The sequence below is a fragment of the Salinivibrio sp. KP-1 genome (genome assembly GCF_000968645.1).
GTDB classification, from domain to species: domain Bacteria; phylum Pseudomonadota; class Gammaproteobacteria; order Enterobacterales; family Vibrionaceae; genus Salinivibrio; species Salinivibrio siamensis.
Genome location: NZ_LAQR01000041.1, coordinates 169991 through 187947, shown reverse-complemented (window position 1 = coordinate 187947; position 17957 = coordinate 169991). Strand labels below are relative to the sequence as shown.

Here is a 17957-nt window from a genome sequence, read left to right as displayed (position 1 = left end):
ATCTCTACGCATTTCACCGCTACACCTGAAATTCTACCCCCCTCTACAAGACTCTAGCCTGCCAGTTTCAAATGCGGTTCCGAGGTTGAGCCCCGGGCTTTCACATCTGACTTAACAAACCGCCTGCATGCGCTTTACGCCCAGTAATTCCGATTAACGCTCGCACCCTCCGTATTACCGCGGCTGCTGGCACGGAGTTAGCCGGTGCTTCTTCTGCAGCTAACGTCAAGCCATGCACCTATTAAGTACACCACCTTCCTCACTGCTGAAAGTGCTTTACAACCCGAAGGCCTTCTTCACACACGCGGCATGGCTGCATCAGGGTCTCCCCCATTGTGCAATATTCCCCACTGCTGCCTCCCGTAGGAGTCTGGGCCGTGTCTCAGTCCCAGTGTGGCTGATCATCCTCTCAAACCAGCTAAGGATCGTCGCCTTGGTAAGCCATTACCTTACCAACTAGCTAATCCTAACTGGGCCCATCCCAACGCGATAGCTTACATGTAGAGGCCACCTTTGGTCCGTAGACATTATGCGGTATTAGCCGTCGTTTCCAACGGTTATCCCCCTCATCAGGGCAGGTTCCCAGCCGTTACTCACCCGTCCGCCGCTCGACGTCCAGTAAATCCACCGAAGCTTCAATACTGCCGTTTCCGCTCGACTTGCATGTGTTAGGCCTGCCGCCAGCGTTCAATCTGAGCCATGATCAAACTCTTCAATTTAAGTTTTTTCGAAACCGAAGTTTCAGCTCAATGAATACTGATTACTGTTTCTCTCCGAAGAGAAAAACGAATTGACTGTGCCGAACAACTGTAAAAGTTGTCGTTTGGTCACTCAGTTCATCGAATAAATCTTTTTGTCTATTCTCAACGAGTGCCCACACAGATTGCATAGGTCAAATTGTTAAAGAGCGCCGCTCAATCTTGAGCGGGAGTGGCATCTTACGCCACTTAGGCAACAAGTCAAGCATTTTGTTTTGCTTGTTTATTTTGCCGTTGTTAGCGCGGCTTGCCGTGCCAACGAGAGCGCATTATAGAGAGGTATTTTTGTGACGCAAGGGGTTTTTCTTAAAAACGTTTCAAGCGAGCAAAAAGCCACCACTTCACGTTTGCCGTTCGTGGAGGGGGACTTTAATTGAAATCGTTTTGTCGCCGCGCCCCTGTGAAATAGAAAACCAGAGATTGTTGCTGTTGACGGCGGTTTTGCCACCGCACTGCCAGCGTTAGTGTTTTGGCAGATACCTTATCATCGACTATCAGTGTGTTTTGCACATTAGTCACCACCAGCTCATAGATCGAGTCTTCGGTCGTAATCAAACACTCCGAAAGGTTATCTAACCTGATGGGATCACGGTTACTTGTTGAACATGGCGCATCAGTATTGATCAATCGCCAGTGAGAGAGTTGGTTGTTAGCCAAATACATAGCCTCTTTAGCTAAACGCGCATCACGCTGCTGAGTCTGAATATCCGTTGTCAGGCGATACACGCCAGCGCTAGTCATAGAAACCAACACAAGAGCCAGTAAGATCTCGATAAATGAGAAACCTCGCGCTCGTAACATGCTACCCCTCTCCATGAGGCGGTTTGATGTCATGATAACTGTTACCGACAGGCCGCCACTGCCTAAGCCCAGCAAAACTCTTCTGCAATATCTCACCACTATAGGTCGGTTTGAATGAACCATACACCACGGAGTGGCCATCCGGCACGTCGGTAATAAATGCGCCCTTGGTGATGAAACTACCGTGAAACCAAAAAGGGACATGCCGTGCTTGATCAGGATCGGTGACGGTCGATGTGATCATTGGGCAAAGTTCTTGGATATTGCTATTAGAGCTCGAGCAAGACATCTGTCCAGACTCGGAAATACTCATCCCCCATTGATCGGCAAAATCATTATCGCTAGGCGTCGAGGTAAACTGATAAATCACACCGTTAAATGCATCCATACCACCTCGTAAAGCCAGAATACCGTTTTGAACAACGAGGAGAATAGGTACATCGCTTGCTAACACCGCATGTTCTCCCCGACTCAAATCGCAAGGCCCATCAACCCACACTTTAATATTCGCGTTCTCTGATGATGTACTGTTTGAAACCGCACTCAGTAATGGATCATAACACTCAGAGGGATCACCATGGGTACTAAAAACGGTGCCGCCTTGTCGCTCAAATTGCTCTCTGACTGTTTTCCACTGCGCGCGAGGAACACCAAAGTAATCTTTGAACAAGTCCATATTCTCAACATTGGTTTGCACATCTTTTTTTAGTCGCGCGCCGGTTTCATCGCGACTATCTGCGACTGTGTAGTCGCTAACCTCCGTTCTATATTCGGGAGCGCATTCATCGCTACCATCTAAGCTAACGGTAAATCCGTTTGAGCTATTCTTCCCTTCACTCTCTGACTGACTCTCATCCGGCATTCGGGGACGAATCATGACATCGCCCCCGGCTACAATTGAATGGCATTCATATAAACCATCTTCTCGCTTTCTTCCCTTTGCTGGTCGCCATGTATTGCCACCGTAAAACGCTGCTGATCCTGAAGTGACAAATGAACTTCTTCGTGCACCGGTGGCTTTTGCTAGGGTCACTCCGACTTGTTGCTGTGCATGAGTCGCGTAAAGATGCCAAATTCCGCGATCACTATTTTGCCAAGGATCCAACCATAATTGGCTCCCTGCGATATGTTGACAAGGTGAGAGTTGCGCTATCCCAGCTGCCACATCGTCTTTCGATAGGTGAATACCATCATGTTTAATCTTGGCTATCGCGCAGTCTAGAGCCGCCCAAGCTCTGGAAAGGGATTGTTCAGTCGTGATTTTTGCCTGTGTTTGTTGGATATCATTGACTGCGCGTCGACTGACGCCTAATACAATCAGAAGCGTAATCAGAGCGATACTGGCGACCACCGCGAGAGTGGCCATACCTTCTTGGTCACGCTTACATTCCGCGATGTACTTCATGGTAAGAACACTGTGTTAGCTAAAACCAACGTTCGCGACACATCTTTCCGCTGGCTAGGTTGGCGTATTAACGAAGCGGAAACCTTGATAGTCAGTGAGGTAATACGTCGCCCATCTTCCGTGCGCACCGCATTACGGGAAAAAGATAAATGCGAGATCTTCAATGCGCGAGAAGAAATATCTCGCCAATAGCCTGATTCACACGACCAGTTTGCTGTGTCTCGGTGGTTTTCATAGACCTCTATGGCATGGGCTTCAGTGTCTAGTCGAAAGCCTTTGGCGTCATCTTTACCCACGGTATTCGTAGGATGGGTGCTGTCTTGTTGATAAGCAAAGCGAAGGCATTGCCCTTGATGCTGCGAGGGGGTTTCATCAATCAATAAAAGCTGAGGTTCATGACCATTGTCAAAGAAGTAGGGCGATGCGCCACCACACTGGTAGCACAGCCCGGCTCGGCGTATCTCAGTTTCCATCATCGTTAATAAGCGACTGATTTCGAGCGATAAGCGCGTCTTGGTATCGACTCTGGCTTGCATTGTGGTCGCCGAAGTCAAGACAGAAAGTGCGGTGATTGAAACTAAAATACTCACTGACAAACCGACTAAAAGCTCAACTAATGAGTACCCTTTGGACTTAGCTGCATGCACTGTCGATACCACCCCACTGACAGGATTCAAAACCGAGGTATTGACGGACAGTGACCACATAGTCAGGCGCTTGCCCGTCGCCCAAACCGACAGTCAGATTCAAGGTTGGTCGCTGGGTGCGAAAATCAATCGAGAATATTTCACCTTCCGGTAACGGCGCCCAGCTTTTTTTCGCTTTAAGCAACAGCGAGATATCAGTCGGGATCGTCACCATAGGCAATCTTGTCTGTTGGCAAGACATGGCGGAGAGCTGATCAGGTGCACTGCTAAGTAGACCGCTTCCACGACTCGGTTGCGCAACGATACACTGGGTGTTTTTTGCTTTAAGCAGGCGAAGATGATAGACCCGGCTTTCTTCCATCGCACGAGCTTGAGCAAGATGAAACAAACTTGTGAGCGATTCACTGCGGTTCGCGATCATCGTTGCTTGCTGGGCAGACGAAAAGCGAGGAATCGCGATGGTGCAAACAGCCGCCAACACGCTCAGTACCAGCAGGGACTCAATAAGGGTGATGCCACTCATTTTTTTAAGACAGCGCCGAGAGCACTGACTTAAGCGCAGAGTTTGAAAACGCATACTGTCTCCCAAGGTTTGGGGGTCGCCATTGCCTGCAGGCTAACACCCGCATAGGCTCAGTAGGGTTTTCATTATCAACTCTTCGAGAGGTTAAAAAGAATGCGTCAGCGTCAAAGCCGCCGTTTTCAACATGGAGTGACGTTGATCGAGATCCTGATAGTGCTCGCCATTATTGCCACCTTAGCGGCCGTGGTCGTGCCTCACTTTCACCAGTATCAGCAAACACAAGCACGCAAAGCGGCGATTGGGCGGTTAGTGCAGCTACAGGCCTGGGTAGAAACACAAGTCATCACCAAGGCATATTACCCAAGCGTTTCTCACTCTGAACTTCTAGAACAGGGGCTTGTTTGCGCAGATTGCCAAGTATCATCCGACTATCAGTTCTCGATAAAAGGCAGCAAAACAAGCTATAGGATTATCGCTCACCCTCTAGCAGATAGTCGTCAGCATGACGACCCATGCAATAGGCTGGTATTGCACCCTAATGGGGTAATTACCAGCATGTCAGCAGAGACATCCTGCTCGCTTCCCTCCGAGTAGGACACGGCAGACTTCCCTTTGAAATAGGTTCTTGTGGCAAAAAAATAGCCAGCACAAGGCTGGCTATTCACTATTCGCAATTGTTATTCACAGATGACGCTTTACTGTCTGTCAGGCTAAGCGTTTATCCGGTCAAATCGTCAAAAAACTTCTTCACACCGTCAAAAAAGCCTTCTGATTTTGGCTTGTGCTTTTTCGCTTCAGTGCCACTAAACGACTCTTCCAGTTCTTGAAGCAGCTCTTTTTGTCGGCTACTCAAGTTAACGGGGGTCTCGACTACCATTTTGCAGATGAGATCGCCAACACCGCCACCACGAACAGACTGCACCCCTTTACCGCGCATACGGAACATGCGGCCCGTTTGTGTCTCTGCTGGGACTTTTAGGCTAACACGGCCATCTAACGTAGGGACTTCAACCTCGCCACCGAGCGCAGCCATGGTGAAGCTCACCGGTACTTCGCAGTAGAGGTTGTTACCATCACGGGTGAAAATATGGTGTTCGCGGACGTGCACTTGAACATACAAGTCACCCGCCGGAGCACCGTTTTCACCGGCCTCTCCCTCACCAGATAAGCGAATGCGATCGCCCGTATCGACACCTGCAGGAATTTTCACATTTAGGTGCTTGGTTTCTTTTACGCGACCTTGGCCGTGGCAGCTATTACAAGGGTCTTTAATAATGGTCCCGCTACCATGACACGTTGGACACGCTTGTTGGACCGCGAAGAAACCTTGGCGCATTTGCACTTGGCCAATCCCGTTACAAGTCCCACAAGTTTGTTTTTTCGAGCCCGGTTTCGCCCCACTGCCATCACAGGTTTTACACCCGACATAAGTAGGCACTTCGATCTCTTTGCTGACGCCACGGACCGCCTCTTCCAAGGTCAACTCCATGTTGTAGCGTAAATCGGCACCACGTTGCGCGCGTTGCTGACCACCACGACGACCTCCGCCGAATATATCGCCGAATACGTCACCAAAAATATCGCTAAAGTCAGCACCTCCGCCGAAGCCTCCGCCGCCGAAGCCGCCGCCTCCCATACCACCTTGCTCAAAGGCGGCATGACCATATTGGTCATAGGCTGCACGTTTTTGCGGGTCGGTCAGCACTTCGTAGGCCAACTTGATTTCTTTAAATTGGTCGGCGGCATCATCGCCTTTGTTGCGGTCTGGGTGATATTTCATCGCCAGCCGCTTATAGGCTTTTTTAATATCGCGCTCGCTTGCATCGCGGCTTAAGCCGAGCACTTCATACAAATCTCTTTTAGACATGGTCTGACTGCACCTGTTTACGTCAACAAAACAAAGACGTTCAATTCACTGTTTGATAAAACGACGGGCGAAGGAGATTGCTCCCCTACGCCCGTGCTTATTAACGACAGTGCTTTCGCTTATTTCTTGTCGTCGTCTTTAACTTCTTCGAACTCAGCATCGACAACATCGTCGTCTTGTTTTGCTGAATCAGCACCGGCGTCTTGCTGCGCCTGCTCATCTTGAGCTTGCTGCTGCGCGATTTCCATCAATTTTGATGAAGCGGCAACCAGTGCTTGAACCTTCGCGTCGATGTCTTCTTTATCTTCACCGTTACGCGCGGTTTCTAGCTCAGAAATGGCGGTTTCGATCTTCTCTTTGTCTTCCGCAGGCAGTTTGTCACCCGCTTCGTCCATTTGCTTACGTGTACCGTGAACCAGCTGGTCAGCTTGGTTACGCGCAGTCACTAGCTCTTCGAACTTCTTGTCCGCTTCTTTATTCGCTTCTGCTTCTTGAACCATCTTTTCAACGTCTTCGTCGCTCAGACCGCCAGACGCTTGAATAGTGATCTTCTGCTCTTGACCCGTTTGCTTATCAGCAGCAGACACGTTCAAGATACCGTCGGCGTTCAAATCGAAGGTTACTTCAATTTGTGGCACACCACGAGGCGCAGGCTGGATGCCCTCAAGGTTGAACTGACCCAGTGATTTGTTATGCATGGCTTGCTTACGCTCACCCTGAATCACGTGGATCGTTACCGCACTTTGGTTGTCTTCTGCCGTCGAGAACACCTGATTCGCCTTGGTTGGGATCGTGGTGTTTTTCTCAATCAGCTTGGTCATCACTCCGCCCATGGTTTCGATACCCAGTGAAAGCGGGGTCACGTCAAGCAGCAGTACGTCTTTTACATCGCCAGACAGTACGCCACCTTGTGCCGCGGCACCCATGGCAACGGCTTCATCAGGGTTCACGTCTTTACGTGCATCCTTACCGAAGTACTCTGCCACTTTGGCCTGTACCATTGGCATACGAGTTTGACCGCCGACCAAGATAACGTCAGTGATTTCGTCAACTGATAGCTCCGCATCAGCCAGTGCCACTTTCATTGGCTCAAGTGAACGCTGAACCAGCTCTTCAACCAGTGATTCTAGCTTGGCACGCGTAACTTTGATGTTCATGTGCTTAGGACCGGTTGCGTCCGCCGTCACATAAGGCAAGTTCACGTCTGTTTGCTGTGCTGAAGACAGTTCAATCTTCGCTTTCTCAGCCGCTTCTTTGACACGCTGCATCGCTAGCGGGTCTTGACGTAGGTCGATACCTTGCTCTTTTTTGAACTCGTCAACCAAGTAGGTGATCAAACGATTATCGAAGTCTTCACCACCAAGGTGCGTGTCACCATTTGTTGCCAATACTTCGAACGTTTGCTCGCCATCTACCTCATCGATTTCGATGATAGAGATATCGAAGGTACCACCACCTAGGTCATACACAGCGATTGTGCGATCGCCGCCTTTTTTGTCTAGACCATAAGCCAGTGCCGCAGCTGTTGGCTCGTTGATGATACGTTTAACTTCTAGACCTGCGATACGACCAGCATCTTTGGTTGCTTGACGCTGTGAGTCATTAAAGTAAGCAGGGACAGTAATTACCGCGCCAGTCACTTCCTCACCGAGGAAATCTTCAGCGGTTTTCTTCATTTTCTTCAGGACTTCAGCAGACACCTGTGGCGCAGCCATTTTTTGGCCTTTCGCCTCAACCCAAGCGTCACCGTTATCTGCCTTCACAATTTTGTAAGGCATGATGCTGATATCACGCTGCACTTCTTCATCTTCGAAGCGGCGGCCGATCAGACGCTTGATAGCAAACAGGGTGTTTTCTGGGTTTGTCACTGCCTGGCGCTTCGCAGGCTGACCGACAAGTGTTTCACCATCTTGTGTGTAAGCGATAACCGATGGTGTTGTACGATCACCCTCTGCGTTCTCAATGACGCGCGTTTTTTCACCGTCAAGTACGGCGACACATGAGTTGGTTGTACCCAAGTCAATACCAATGATTTTACCCATCTGGTGCTCTCCGAAATTCGTTCTGTGGCTTTAATGCGTTACCCCTTATGTGGGGGTAACTGTGAGAGGTTCAACCCCCTCACCGCAATTTTTATTTAGTGCTGCCGTTTAAATAAGGGCAGCCAAATGCTTTTCAAGGGGAGAAGGCAAAAAAACACCGAATCGAGTTCGGCAAGATGCCTTCTTCAGCGCCCTCGTTAGGCTTTTTCGTCTACGTTACCTTGCGGCGCTTTAGACACCATCACCATGGCTGGGCGCACAACACGGCCGTTTAACTCATAACCTTTTTGCATCACCATCATCACGGTGTTTGGCTCATGCTCCGCGCTTTCTTGGATGGTCATGGCCTGATGCAATTCAGGGTCAAACGGCTGACCTTGCGGGTCGATCGCTTTCAACCCAAACTTATCGATGGTATCCATCATGGTTTTCAGCGTCAGCTCAACCCCTTCCACCATTGGCTTGATTGATTCGTCTTCTTTGTCGGCCATCTCCACGGCACGCTCAAGGTTATCAATCACAGGTAAAAGCTCACCGGCGAATTTTTCTAAGGCAAACTTGCGCGCCTTATCCACTTCTTGCTCGGTACGACGACGCATGTTGTCCACGTCTGCACGGGCACGCAGCACACTGTCTTGCTGCTCTTGCACCTTGGCTTCGCTCGCCTCGAGCGCCGCTTCAAGTTCGGTGATACGTGCAATCATGGATGCGGTTTCCTCATGCTCAATGTCTGCACCACTACTTGCTTGTTGCTCAGCGGCCTGCTCTGTACCTTTGGCTTCAGCAGCTTGCGCGTTTTTCATCGCTTCCTGCTCTTGCTTCACTTTCTGTTCTTCGCTCATGATCACTCCGACACAAATGGCATTGCCCAGCACGCCACTGGGACTATTCAACTTGATTGACGAAAGTATTATGGGGATGAATCTTTGTGATTCAACCGCCCACATAACGCAAATCACGACAATCGCTTTTTTCCCGCGTTATACTGAGCTCAAATAACGATGAGATCCTAATTATGTCGACACCATTCCAGCGCATTGCCTTAATTGGCAAACCTCGTAACCCGGAAGCGGTTAACACACACATAGGCCTCTACCATTGGCTTATCGAGCGCGGTTATGACGTGTGTATCGATACACGTTTAAGCACTAACCTGGGTTTGCCGGATGCACATTATTTGGATCTGGTCAGCATTGGCCAACACGCTGACTTGGCCATTGTGATCGGCGGGGACGGTAACATGTTAGGTGCTGCCCGCGTATTGTCTCGCTGCGATATCAAGGTGATCGGGGTAAACCGCGGTAACCTCGGCTTTCTCACCGACTTAGATCCCGAAGCCTTCGAACATGCGCTAGAAGCGGTATTAAACGGCGATTACGTGGACGAAGACCGTTTTTTGCTTGAAACCGAAATCCATCGCCATGATCAGGTAAAAAGTCATAACGCCTCATTGAATGAAGCAGTGCTTCACCCCGGGCAAGTCGCGCACATGATTGAATTTGAGGTGTACATTAACGAGCAGTTTGCCTTCTCTCAGCGCTCAGACGGGATTATTATCTCGACCCCCACAGGCTCAACAGCCTATAGCTTGTCCGGCGGTGGCCCCATTTTATCTCCCAGCCTCAACGCGATTTCGCTCGTGCCTATGTTTCCGCATACACTGTCAAGCCGCCCGCTGGTCGTCGATGGCAACCGCCGTATAAAATTACTGGTTTCCCCAGATAACCGAGGCACGTTGGAAGTGAGCTGTGATGGTCAGGTCTCTTTGCCAGTCAACCCAGGTGATGAGGTACATATTTACAAAAGCCCGGCCACTCTCAAGCTCATTCATCCTCAAGACTATAATTATTACAATACCTTACGTAAAAAACTGGGTTGGTCTTCTAAGCTATTTTAAGCGAGCCACTTCCTTATTCTTATTCTCCGCATCCGATAAAGAGCAGGTCTTCCTGCTTTTTTCATGCACAATTTTTGTGCTGTTCATCGCATTCACAACAATTCTTGCTAAACAGTATTCACTGGATGAAAAAACAGTATATACTGTATCTATACACAGTTGTTGATAGATACAGGTGTTTCCTATGTTAGCCGATATAACCATTCAAAACTTTGCCATCGTTAAATCCTTGGAGCTGGAGTTTAGTAAAGGCATGACGGCGATCACCGGTGAGACCGGGGCGGGTAAATCCATTTCTATCGATGCGCTGGGTTTATGCCTTGGCGATCGTGCCGATGCCAATATGGTTCGCCCGGGTGAAAAGCGCGCAGAGATTTCTGCCAGTTTCACCTTAGAGCAAAACAGTGCCGCGCGTCGCTGGCTACAAGATAACGAACTCGAAGACGGCGACGATTGCATTCTAAGGCGTGTGATCACCAAAGAAGGTCGTTCACGCGCATACATTAACGGAAACCCGGTTCCCGCCTCACAACAAAAAGCGCTTGGGCAGTTATTGATTAATATCCACGGTCAGCATGCGCATCAACAGCTGTTACGTCCCGAACACCAGATTACCTTGTTGGATCAATACGCCGGTCACCAGTCTTTGCTGGATAAAATGGCGACACGCTATCAGCGTTGGCGCCGCACTAAAAATGAGCTAAAAGCATTGATCAAGAAAAAAGATGACATTGATGCTCAGCAACAGCTATTGGAATATCAAGTGGGTGAACTCAATGAACTCGCATTGGGTGAAGAGGAATACCAACACATTGAAGAAGAACACAAGCGCTTATCGAACAGTGGTGATATCGCCATGACCAGTCAGGCGGTAGTGGATCTACTCAGTGAAGGCGAAGAAACTAACACCCTAAGTTTATTGACCGCCGCTCAACAGCGTTTAAGTGAATTAGCCGCGATGGACAATCACTTTTCACCGCTCGCTGAGATGCTTGAAGAGGCGCGGATCCAAACGCAAGAGACGAGTCAAGAAGTGAGCAGTTATCTTGATCAACTCGACATGGATCCTCAACGCCTTCAGTATCTAGATCAGCGCATGAGCACTATCATGAGTTTGGCGCGTAAACATCAGGTTCAACCCGATGCATTATATGAAACGCATCAACAATTGATTCAAGAGTTGGAGAAACTGGGACATAACGATGAGGCGATTGAGCAATTGCAAGCCGATGTGGACAAGCAGTTTGCTGACTGTCTCGACACCGCTGAGAAGTTGAGCAAAAGCCGCCGCCGCTATGCCAAAGAATTGAACAAACTGATCACGCAAAGCATGCACCAGCTGAGCATGGAACATGGTAGCTTCGAGATCCAAGTCGAGAATAAAGCGGAAACCCACCTCAGCCCACTGGGTGGCGATGCTGTGGCGTTTCTTGTGTCGACGAATCCAGGTCAGCCTTTACAACCACTGGCTAAAGTAGCATCCGGCGGCGAGCTCTCTCGGATCTCACTGGCCATTCAAGTCATCACCGCGCAAAAGGTTGAAACACCAAGCCTTATCTTTGATGAGGTTGATGTGGGGATCAGTGGACCTACAGCAGCGATTGTGGGCAAACTCTTGCGTCAACTTGGCGACTCCACCCAAGTGATGTGCGTCACCCACTTGCCGCAAGTCGCAGGCTGTGGCCATCAGCAAATGTTTGTTGCCAAAGACACAGAGAAAGGCAGCACCACGACCCGTATGTACCCGCTCGACTATCAGGCACGAATTAGTGAACTTGCACGGTTACTGGGCGGCAGTGAAATCACTGACCGCACCCTCGCAAACGCGGAAGATCTTCTAGTGGCCGCTTGATTCTGCCAAGTCAAAACAGCGTTGAATGTGGCATTCAAACCGAGAAAAGTGCACTAGCTCTGCTTTTCTCGGTTATTTCCTTACACACGTCGAACTTTTTCACATTATCACCGTCCAAACGCTGGTCGTTAGCAGGTTTTTTACATATATTCTCTGCTTGATTATACTCGGGGCGCGAAAGCCAGCAGGCACGAACTGCTAAGCGTCTTCGAAAGACGTGATTTGCCATCAAAAGACAGTGAAGATATTAACTATGGGTTGGACTAAAGCCGCCGTTGCCTCTCTGATGGCGATTGCCATGATGGGCTGCTCTTATGCCGAAAAACTGGTTTATCGAGTGGATATAAACCAAGGAAATTACATTGAAGAAAAGGCCGTGGACGCCTTGAAATTTGGCATGACCAAAGAGCAGGTTAAGTTCCTTCTCGGCCCTCCTATGCTCGTTGAGTCAGGCTACCCCAACACTTGGTACTTTGTGCAGTGGCAACAACCTGGCCATGAAGCGCCGACACAAAAAGATCTGGTCCTCTCCTTTGACGATAATAACCAATTAGTCAACATGGACGGTGATTTCGAGCCGGGCGAGCAATTTTTCGAAGCCGTTCAGTAACGGTGATGCATCCGGCACTCTGATGCCGCTATATATTCATCCTTTAGTAAAGGCGCCGCTCGGCGCCTTTCTTTTTGCCCCGTTACGAGCGTTTGCGCTGGGAATCAACACGGCCCCCGGTGACAGGATCGGCTTTCCCCTCTTGTTTCGCGCGCTCAGCGCGGCGACGGCGGATCTCTTTCGGGTCGGCTTGCAGCGGCCGATAAATCTCAATGCGATCCCCGTCGCGCACTTGCGCGTCTAGTTTCACCGGTCGGCTAAATACCCCAACCTTGTTGGTCGCAAGATCAATCTCCGGATAGGCGCTTAAGACACCTGATTGACGAATAATATCTTCCACCGTCGAGTCGGGCTTCACCACGCAGTTGAAGATGCGCTGCTCATTAGGCAACGGGTAAACCACTTCAACATGCAGCAATGTCTCTTCACTCATAAATCTCTTTCGCTCGCTCTGTAAACGCCTTCACCATACTGCTGGTTAACTCGCTGAAGATACGGCCAAAGGCAGCTTCAACCAAGCGGTTAGTAAACTCAAACTCGAGATCTAATTCGATTTTACACGCATCGCTTGATAGTGGCGTGAATTTCCAGCCACCACTCAAGCGTTTAAATGGTCCATCCACCAGCGTCATATCGATTCGGCTGTTATCCACCAGATAATTCTTAGTGGTAAATGTTTTCTTTATGCCCGCTTTCGCCACATCTAACGACGCAACCATGGTGGTGTCTGTGTGCTCAATAAGACGGGTACTCACACACCCGGGCAAGAAAGCAGGATAGGACTCAACATCGTTCACCAAGGCAAACATTTGCTCAGCACTGTACGGCACTAAAGCCGAGCGGATGATTTGCGGCATAGGGACTCCTTGCAAGTTAACCGCGAGATAATACCATCGAGACCCACTTTGACCAATGTTAGCAAACAACATCGCGAATAAAGTCTTACTCTTTCTGCCCCTGAGTACGATAATCCTTTCATTCTTCGATATATCGCCTTTATAATGCGCACACTATGGCTAAGAAAAACGCAAAGAACAAAGCAAACAGCAACACCATTGCACTGAATAAAAAAGCGCGCTTTGAATACTTCATTGAAGATGACTTCGAGGCAGGGCTTGAGCTACAAGGTTGGGAGGTGAAAGCACTCCGAGCAGGTAAAGCCAATATCAGTGAAAGCTATGTGTTGTTAAAAGACGGGGAAGCCTTCTTGTTCGGGGCTACCATTACCCCGCTTAATGTGGCTTCCACGCATGTGGTGGCCGATCCACAGCGCACCCGTAAGTTATTGCTTAAGCGGCGTGAGCTTGATACCTTGCTAGGCAAAGTCAATCGAGACGGTTTCACGGTGGTGGCACTGTCTTTATACTGGAAACAATCTTTTGCTAAACTGAAGATAGGGTTGGCAAAAGGTAAGAAGTTACACGATAAGCGCGATACAGCGAAAGACAGAGACTGGCAACGTCAAAAGTCCAGGATCATGAAAAACGCAGCGCGTTAATCGTTGACGCGGCAGATCAATCTGTTAGACTCTGCCGCTCACACTCTGGGGCTGATTCAGGATTCGACAGGATTGAGAAGGCCCGTGGAGCATGCCGAGGGGCGGTTGGCCTCGTAAAAAGCCGCAAAAAAATAGTCGCAAACGACGAAAACTACGCACTAGCAGCTTAATAACCTGTTGAGTGCCTATCCTCCCTAGCCTCCGCCTGTAGGACGGGGATTCAGGATAGTCAAAACCAAACAGGATCGCGTGGATGCTTTGACCCAAGAGCTGAAGCGTTAAAACTAAGTTGGGTATGTCTTTGTGTGGCGTGTTTGTCCGCAGCACACTGACGAGATTAAAGACAAACTAAGCATGTAGCGCCATTGACTAGACTGATTCTGGACGCGGGTTCAACTCCCGCCAGCTCCACCAATTTTACATTCAAAGACGTCCACGGACGTCTTTTTTATTGCCTTAAATAACGTAAAATCAACAACTTAGTATTCATTAAGGTCCATAGAGGTCCACCAACCACTTTGATTTTTAGGTACACCGAGGTGTACACTGATGAAAATGGAGGCTGAGAGGTGTACCCATTATGGCTAAAATCATAGCTAAGCTTACGGATAAGAAGATAAAAGCAGCAACGCCAGAAGATAAAGAGTACCTGCTCTATGATGGCGACGGACTCAGACTAAGAGTTAAACCAACCGGCTCTAAGCTTTGGCTTTTTAATTACCTGCGTCCATTCACCAAAAAGCGCACCAACCTCAGCCTCGGTGCCTATCCCACTGTTACCCTCTCTCAAGCGCGTAAAGCGACCATGGATGCAAGAGCCCTCCTCGCTCAAAACATCGATCCTAAGGAACACCGTGAAGAGCAACAAAGACAAGAGATTGCGCTCACCGAACATACGGTAGAGAAAGTCGCCTACCAGTGGTTCGAGCTGAAAAAAGAGCAAGTGACTGAGGGATACGCGACCGACATATGGCGCTCTCTGGAGCGTCACATTTTTCCAAAGCTTGGCGCTACTCCCCTTTCAAAGATCACTGCCCCTATGGTGATAGATGCCTTAAAGCCCATTGAAGCATCGGGCAGCCTAGAGACATTAAAGCGCTTGGTCCAACGACTAAACGAAATGATGAACTACGCGGTTAACTGTGGCCTTATCCACGCTAATCCGCTATCGGGCATTGGCGCTGCATTTAAAAAGCCCAAAAAGAATCATATGGCCGCGTTAACGCCCGATGAACTACCAGAGTTAATGCAAAAGCTTGCTTACGCGAATATCAAGAGGGTTACCCGGTGCCTCATCGAATGGCAGCTACACACCATGACGCGGCCAGCAGAAGCGGCAGCTGCACGATGGGATGAAATAGACTGGGATAACGAATTATGGATTATCCCGGCGGAGAGGACAAAAAAAAGAAGAGAACACCGGATCCCACTCACAGAGCAGATGCTGGCGATATTAGAAGTGATCAAGCCGATAAGTGGCCATCGTGATTTTATATTTCCTTCAGATCGTGACCCGCAAAAACCTTGTAATAGCCAAACGGCCAATATGGCACTAAAACGAATGGGGTTTGCCGACCGGCTAGTGAGTCATGGGTTACGCTCCCTGGCAAGTACAACACTCAACGAGCAGGGTTTTGATGCAGACCTCATCGAGTCCGCACTTGCCCACGTTGATGACAACCAGGTACGGAGTGCGTATAACCGGACAGATTACATTGAACGCCGACGCCCAATGATGTGCTGGTGGAGTGGACATATCGAGCAAGCGGCTAAAGGCAGCCTCTCTGTGACTGGGACTAAGCAGCTTAAAGTGATCTAACCGTAGACCCCGATAAAAACACGCTACCTGAATACTCTGACCTCTGCGTGGGGGCCCAAGCAATCTACCCACTATAACCAAGCGGGAATGTGGTTAGAGCACATCAAATAAAGGTTTCACGGTAATTTAAATAAACTAAAAATCGCCCGGGTATGGCGTGGGGTACGGGGACCATTAAAACTCTTAATCTCATTGCCACCCTGGCTCTTTGCTTAGTCTGTATTAACGTACAAGTATTGGGTTCATTGCTGGCTTTTAGCTGATCAATAACAGGAAAGGTGACAATATCGATGGGTCAGCTTTACGTCGGCGATAACGTCGATAAGTGGGTCAATTTTAAACTGGCATTGACAGTGGGGAGAAATGGCCGCTTGCGTTGATAGAGGAGATAATATGTAGCTAAGCCAAACAGAGTGTTGGTCTATTTTCTTTAAAAAAGAAAATACTAGTGTTCCTACTCATGGCACTATGTTAGCAGCAAAAACGAGGATAACTATCTGTACTTTTCAAACTGACAGCGTCTCAGTTTGAGTTTGAGTCTAAGCCAAATAACTTTTTGATAGGGGGAAACCACGTATCAGCATTTGAGTGCCACGCAAAAGTCCCTATAAACAGAGCAACTAACCAGCCCACTATCGTCTCTGAGCTATAACAAAAAAAAGAGACCGCAGCGATTAGAGCGAATCTACCAAGCAAGCCAAAGAAAGCTAACGCCAGAGCTGCCGCCGGCAACATTGCCTCAACAAAACTGAAAAGTGTCATACTTTAACCATAAAGCCGTTTATTATCATCAATATACATAGAGACCGAGTGATCGTCTTCAGCCTCACCCACTCTATCCACCTGGCGCCAATACATAAGCATAGACACTAAATCTCACCATCGTCGACACTCTGACTCATGCCCTTAGCAACCAGTTCACCATTCATTGGGTTTAACCGATAATTCATCAACGTGTCATTTATAATCGCTTCTGCAACTCTTTTAATTGTTAAAAATGGTACATTAAACCACTCTCTTGGGTGATAGGTTCGCCCATTTACATCAACCAAAGTAAAATCTGAGCGCCGAGGTGCTAAGAATGCGTGTAAAAGCCTCTCAACGCGTTGCAAATTAGCGCCATAAATTTCCCACTCTGCAACGACCTCAACAGGCCCTTCAAGGTAGGTTTTTTGACCTTCTGCTCCTTGTAAACGATCTTCAAGAGAGCGCGCCGTCAACCCCACTTTATAGAGATCACGTTGTTCTCGTATTAACTTATCTGTACGTTTCGATCGTAGAACATAGATAATGCCCTGTGACTGGTCTCTATGTGTCAGCCCATTAAAACGATCTGCAACAATGTCAGGATCGACAATACGCTGGCCTGGTTCATATCCTCTCGATTTATAACCGGTCAGAGCTCGACCTAAAGAGTGCTTGTAGGGCGTCATTTCGGTGCCATTGTCAAATATAACTCTAACCCGATAGGCAGTAGGGCCAGATTCTCGCTCTTCTTCCGCTGTGATGGAGTCGACCAAACACATCTGACCACGAAGGAAAAAATAATCTCCAACCTCAATCTGACCTCTTTGTTGAAACGGCTCAATACTGGCAATGCCTTCTGCGATACGGCCTCTCATCCGGTGAAATAAAGGAGCAAAAAAATCAAAGTCATGACAAAGCTCGCGATCTGCTATCTCGTCGGGGTTCTTACGCGATTGCTGATATCCACCGATATGTTTCATCTCAAACACATCATCAGCCTCAGAGGGCATATTCAGAAAACCCAATAGATCATCATCAGCGAGTACCTCATCCAAAGAAGAAAACTCGTCTATTTGTCCACCTTTGTCATCAATACCGTCTATTTCGCACTTTAACTCAGCACCGATTGAAAGACTTGATTCGAGTACATCAGGCCGATGAGATGTATTATTGTCAGGTTTTGTATTACCTGTCTCATCAACTGGTAGAAGGTTGTGACGATCTGCATCATGCAGTTGAGAGACTAAATCCGGGTCACGCCGCACTCCCTTTAGATTAAGGCCTAATATCCGCTCTTCCGTTCCTGGAGCAGCACTAGGCTCAGGTTCACGTCCATGTGTGTCGACAAACTCATTAATTCGGTCAAAAAATTCGTTTCCACTAGCTCGTTTGGACCTAGGGCTCTTTTGAATGTTTTCCTCCTCAAAGAGCCCTTCGGGTAGGTCTTGAAGTAACTCATCCAAAGTAAGTCGTTCGCTACTCATCCTTTTC

16 protein-coding genes, 1 rRNA gene and 1 other RNA gene are annotated in these 17957 nt (G+C 48.7%); 7 read left to right on the top strand and 11 right to left on the bottom strand.

The features are described from left to right. The 5 genes from WN56_RS11815 to WN56_RS11795 all read right to left on the bottom strand — a co-directional run. A 16S ribosomal RNA gene (locus WN56_RS11815) occupies positions 1–719 on the bottom strand; the annotation flags it as partial. A gap of 408 nt (positions 720–1127) precedes the next feature. Continuing rightward, positions 1128–1559, bottom strand: coding sequence for a prepilin-type N-terminal cleavage/methylation domain-containing protein (locus WN56_RS11810; RefSeq protein WP_046075192.1), 432 nt, complete (start codon positions 1557–1559; stop codon positions 1128–1130). 1 nt (position 1560) lies between these two features. Further along, on the bottom strand, positions 1561–2964 hold the full coding sequence (locus tag WN56_RS16980) for a hypothetical protein (RefSeq protein WP_046075191.1): 1404 nt from the start codon (positions 2962–2964) through the stop codon (positions 1561–1563). Continuing rightward, on the bottom strand, positions 2961–3500 hold the full coding sequence (locus WN56_RS11800) for a hypothetical protein (RefSeq protein ID WP_046075190.1): 540 nt from the start codon (positions 3498–3500) through the stop codon (positions 2961–2963). The genes WN56_RS16980 and WN56_RS11800 overlap by 4 nt, the downstream gene beginning before the upstream one ends. A 97-nt stretch (positions 3501–3597) precedes the next feature. Beyond that, positions 3598–4188, bottom strand: a complete 591-nt coding sequence (locus tag WN56_RS11795) for a Tfp pilus assembly protein FimT/FimU (protein WP_046075189.1) — start codon at positions 4186–4188, stop codon at positions 3598–3600. 99 nt (positions 4189–4287) lie between these two features. Here WN56_RS11795 and WN56_RS11790 point away from each other — a divergent pair, with 99 nt between their 5' ends. After that, on the top strand, positions 4288–4728 hold the full coding sequence (locus WN56_RS11790; protein ID WP_046075188.1) for a type IV pilin protein: 441 nt from the start codon (positions 4288–4290) through the stop codon (positions 4726–4728). Positions 4729–4852: 124 nt separating this feature from the next. On the opposite strand, the gene dnaJ is transcribed toward WN56_RS11790, so the two are convergent. The 3 genes from dnaJ to grpE form a co-directional block, all read right to left on the bottom strand. Continuing rightward, on the bottom strand, positions 4853–6001 hold the full coding sequence (dnaJ, locus tag WN56_RS11785; protein ID WP_046075187.1) for a molecular chaperone DnaJ: 1149 nt from the start codon (positions 5999–6001) through the stop codon (positions 4853–4855). A 119-nt stretch (positions 6002–6120) separates the two neighbouring features. Then, on the bottom strand, positions 6121–8043 hold the full coding sequence (gene dnaK / locus WN56_RS11780) for a molecular chaperone DnaK (RefSeq protein ID WP_046075186.1): 1923 nt from the start codon (positions 8041–8043) through the stop codon (positions 6121–6123). A gap of 197 nt (positions 8044–8240) precedes the next feature. Next, positions 8241–8885: a nucleotide exchange factor GrpE gene (gene grpE, locus WN56_RS11775; RefSeq protein ID WP_046075185.1), complete on the bottom strand. Its 645-nt coding sequence runs from the start codon at positions 8883–8885 to the stop codon at positions 8241–8243. A gap of 173 nt (positions 8886–9058) precedes the next feature. Here grpE and nadK point away from each other — a divergent pair, with 173 nt between their 5' ends. The 3 genes from nadK (at position 9059) to bamE (ending at position 12402) form a co-directional block, all read left to right on the top strand. Next, complete coding sequence (gene nadK, locus WN56_RS11770) at positions 9059–9940, top strand: NAD(+) kinase (protein WP_046075184.1); 882 nt, start codon at positions 9059–9061, stop codon at positions 9938–9940. Positions 9941–10124: 184 nt separating this feature from the next. Beyond that, complete coding sequence (recN, locus tag WN56_RS11765; protein WP_046075183.1) at positions 10125–11792, top strand: DNA repair protein RecN; 1668 nt, start codon at positions 10125–10127, stop codon at positions 11790–11792. A 253-nt stretch (positions 11793–12045) separates the two neighbouring features. Beyond that, a complete protein-coding gene (gene bamE, locus WN56_RS11760) occupies positions 12046–12402 on the top strand; it encodes an outer membrane protein assembly factor BamE (RefSeq protein ID WP_046075182.1) in 357 nt (118 codons plus the stop codon). 82 nt (positions 12403–12484) lie between these two features. On the opposite strand, the gene WN56_RS11755 is transcribed toward bamE, so the two are convergent. Then, positions 12485–12835, bottom strand: coding sequence for an RnfH family protein (locus WN56_RS11755; RefSeq protein ID WP_046075181.1), 351 nt, complete (start codon positions 12833–12835; stop codon positions 12485–12487). Then, positions 12828–13259 carry an SRPBCC family protein gene (locus WN56_RS11750; protein WP_046075180.1) on the bottom strand — a complete coding sequence of 144 codons (432 nt, stop codon included), beginning with the start codon at positions 13257–13259 and terminating at the stop codon, positions 12828–12830. The genes WN56_RS11755 and WN56_RS11750 overlap by 8 nt, the downstream gene beginning before the upstream one ends. A 155-nt stretch (positions 13260–13414) precedes the next feature. Between WN56_RS11750 and smpB the strand changes: the two genes are divergently transcribed. The 3 genes from smpB (at position 13415) to WN56_RS11740 (ending at position 15719) form a co-directional block, all read left to right on the top strand. Continuing rightward, on the top strand, positions 13415–13900 hold the full coding sequence (smpB, locus tag WN56_RS11745; RefSeq protein ID WP_046075179.1) for an SsrA-binding protein SmpB: 486 nt from the start codon (positions 13415–13417) through the stop codon (positions 13898–13900). A gap of 47 nt (positions 13901–13947) precedes the next feature. After that, positions 13948–14314: a transfer-messenger RNA gene (gene ssrA / locus WN56_RS16770) on the top strand. Between the two features lie 166 nt (positions 14315–14480). Continuing rightward, entirely contained in the window at positions 14481–15719 is a 1239-nt protein-coding gene (locus WN56_RS11740; RefSeq protein WP_046075178.1) for an integrase domain-containing protein, read from the top strand. Positions 15720–16588: 869 nt separating this feature from the next. Here WN56_RS11740 and WN56_RS11730 read toward each other — a convergent pair. Next, complete coding sequence (locus tag WN56_RS11730) at positions 16589–17950, bottom strand: GIY-YIG nuclease family protein (RefSeq protein ID WP_046075176.1); 1362 nt, start codon at positions 17948–17950, stop codon at positions 16589–16591. Positions 17951–17957: the final 7 nt, after the last annotated feature.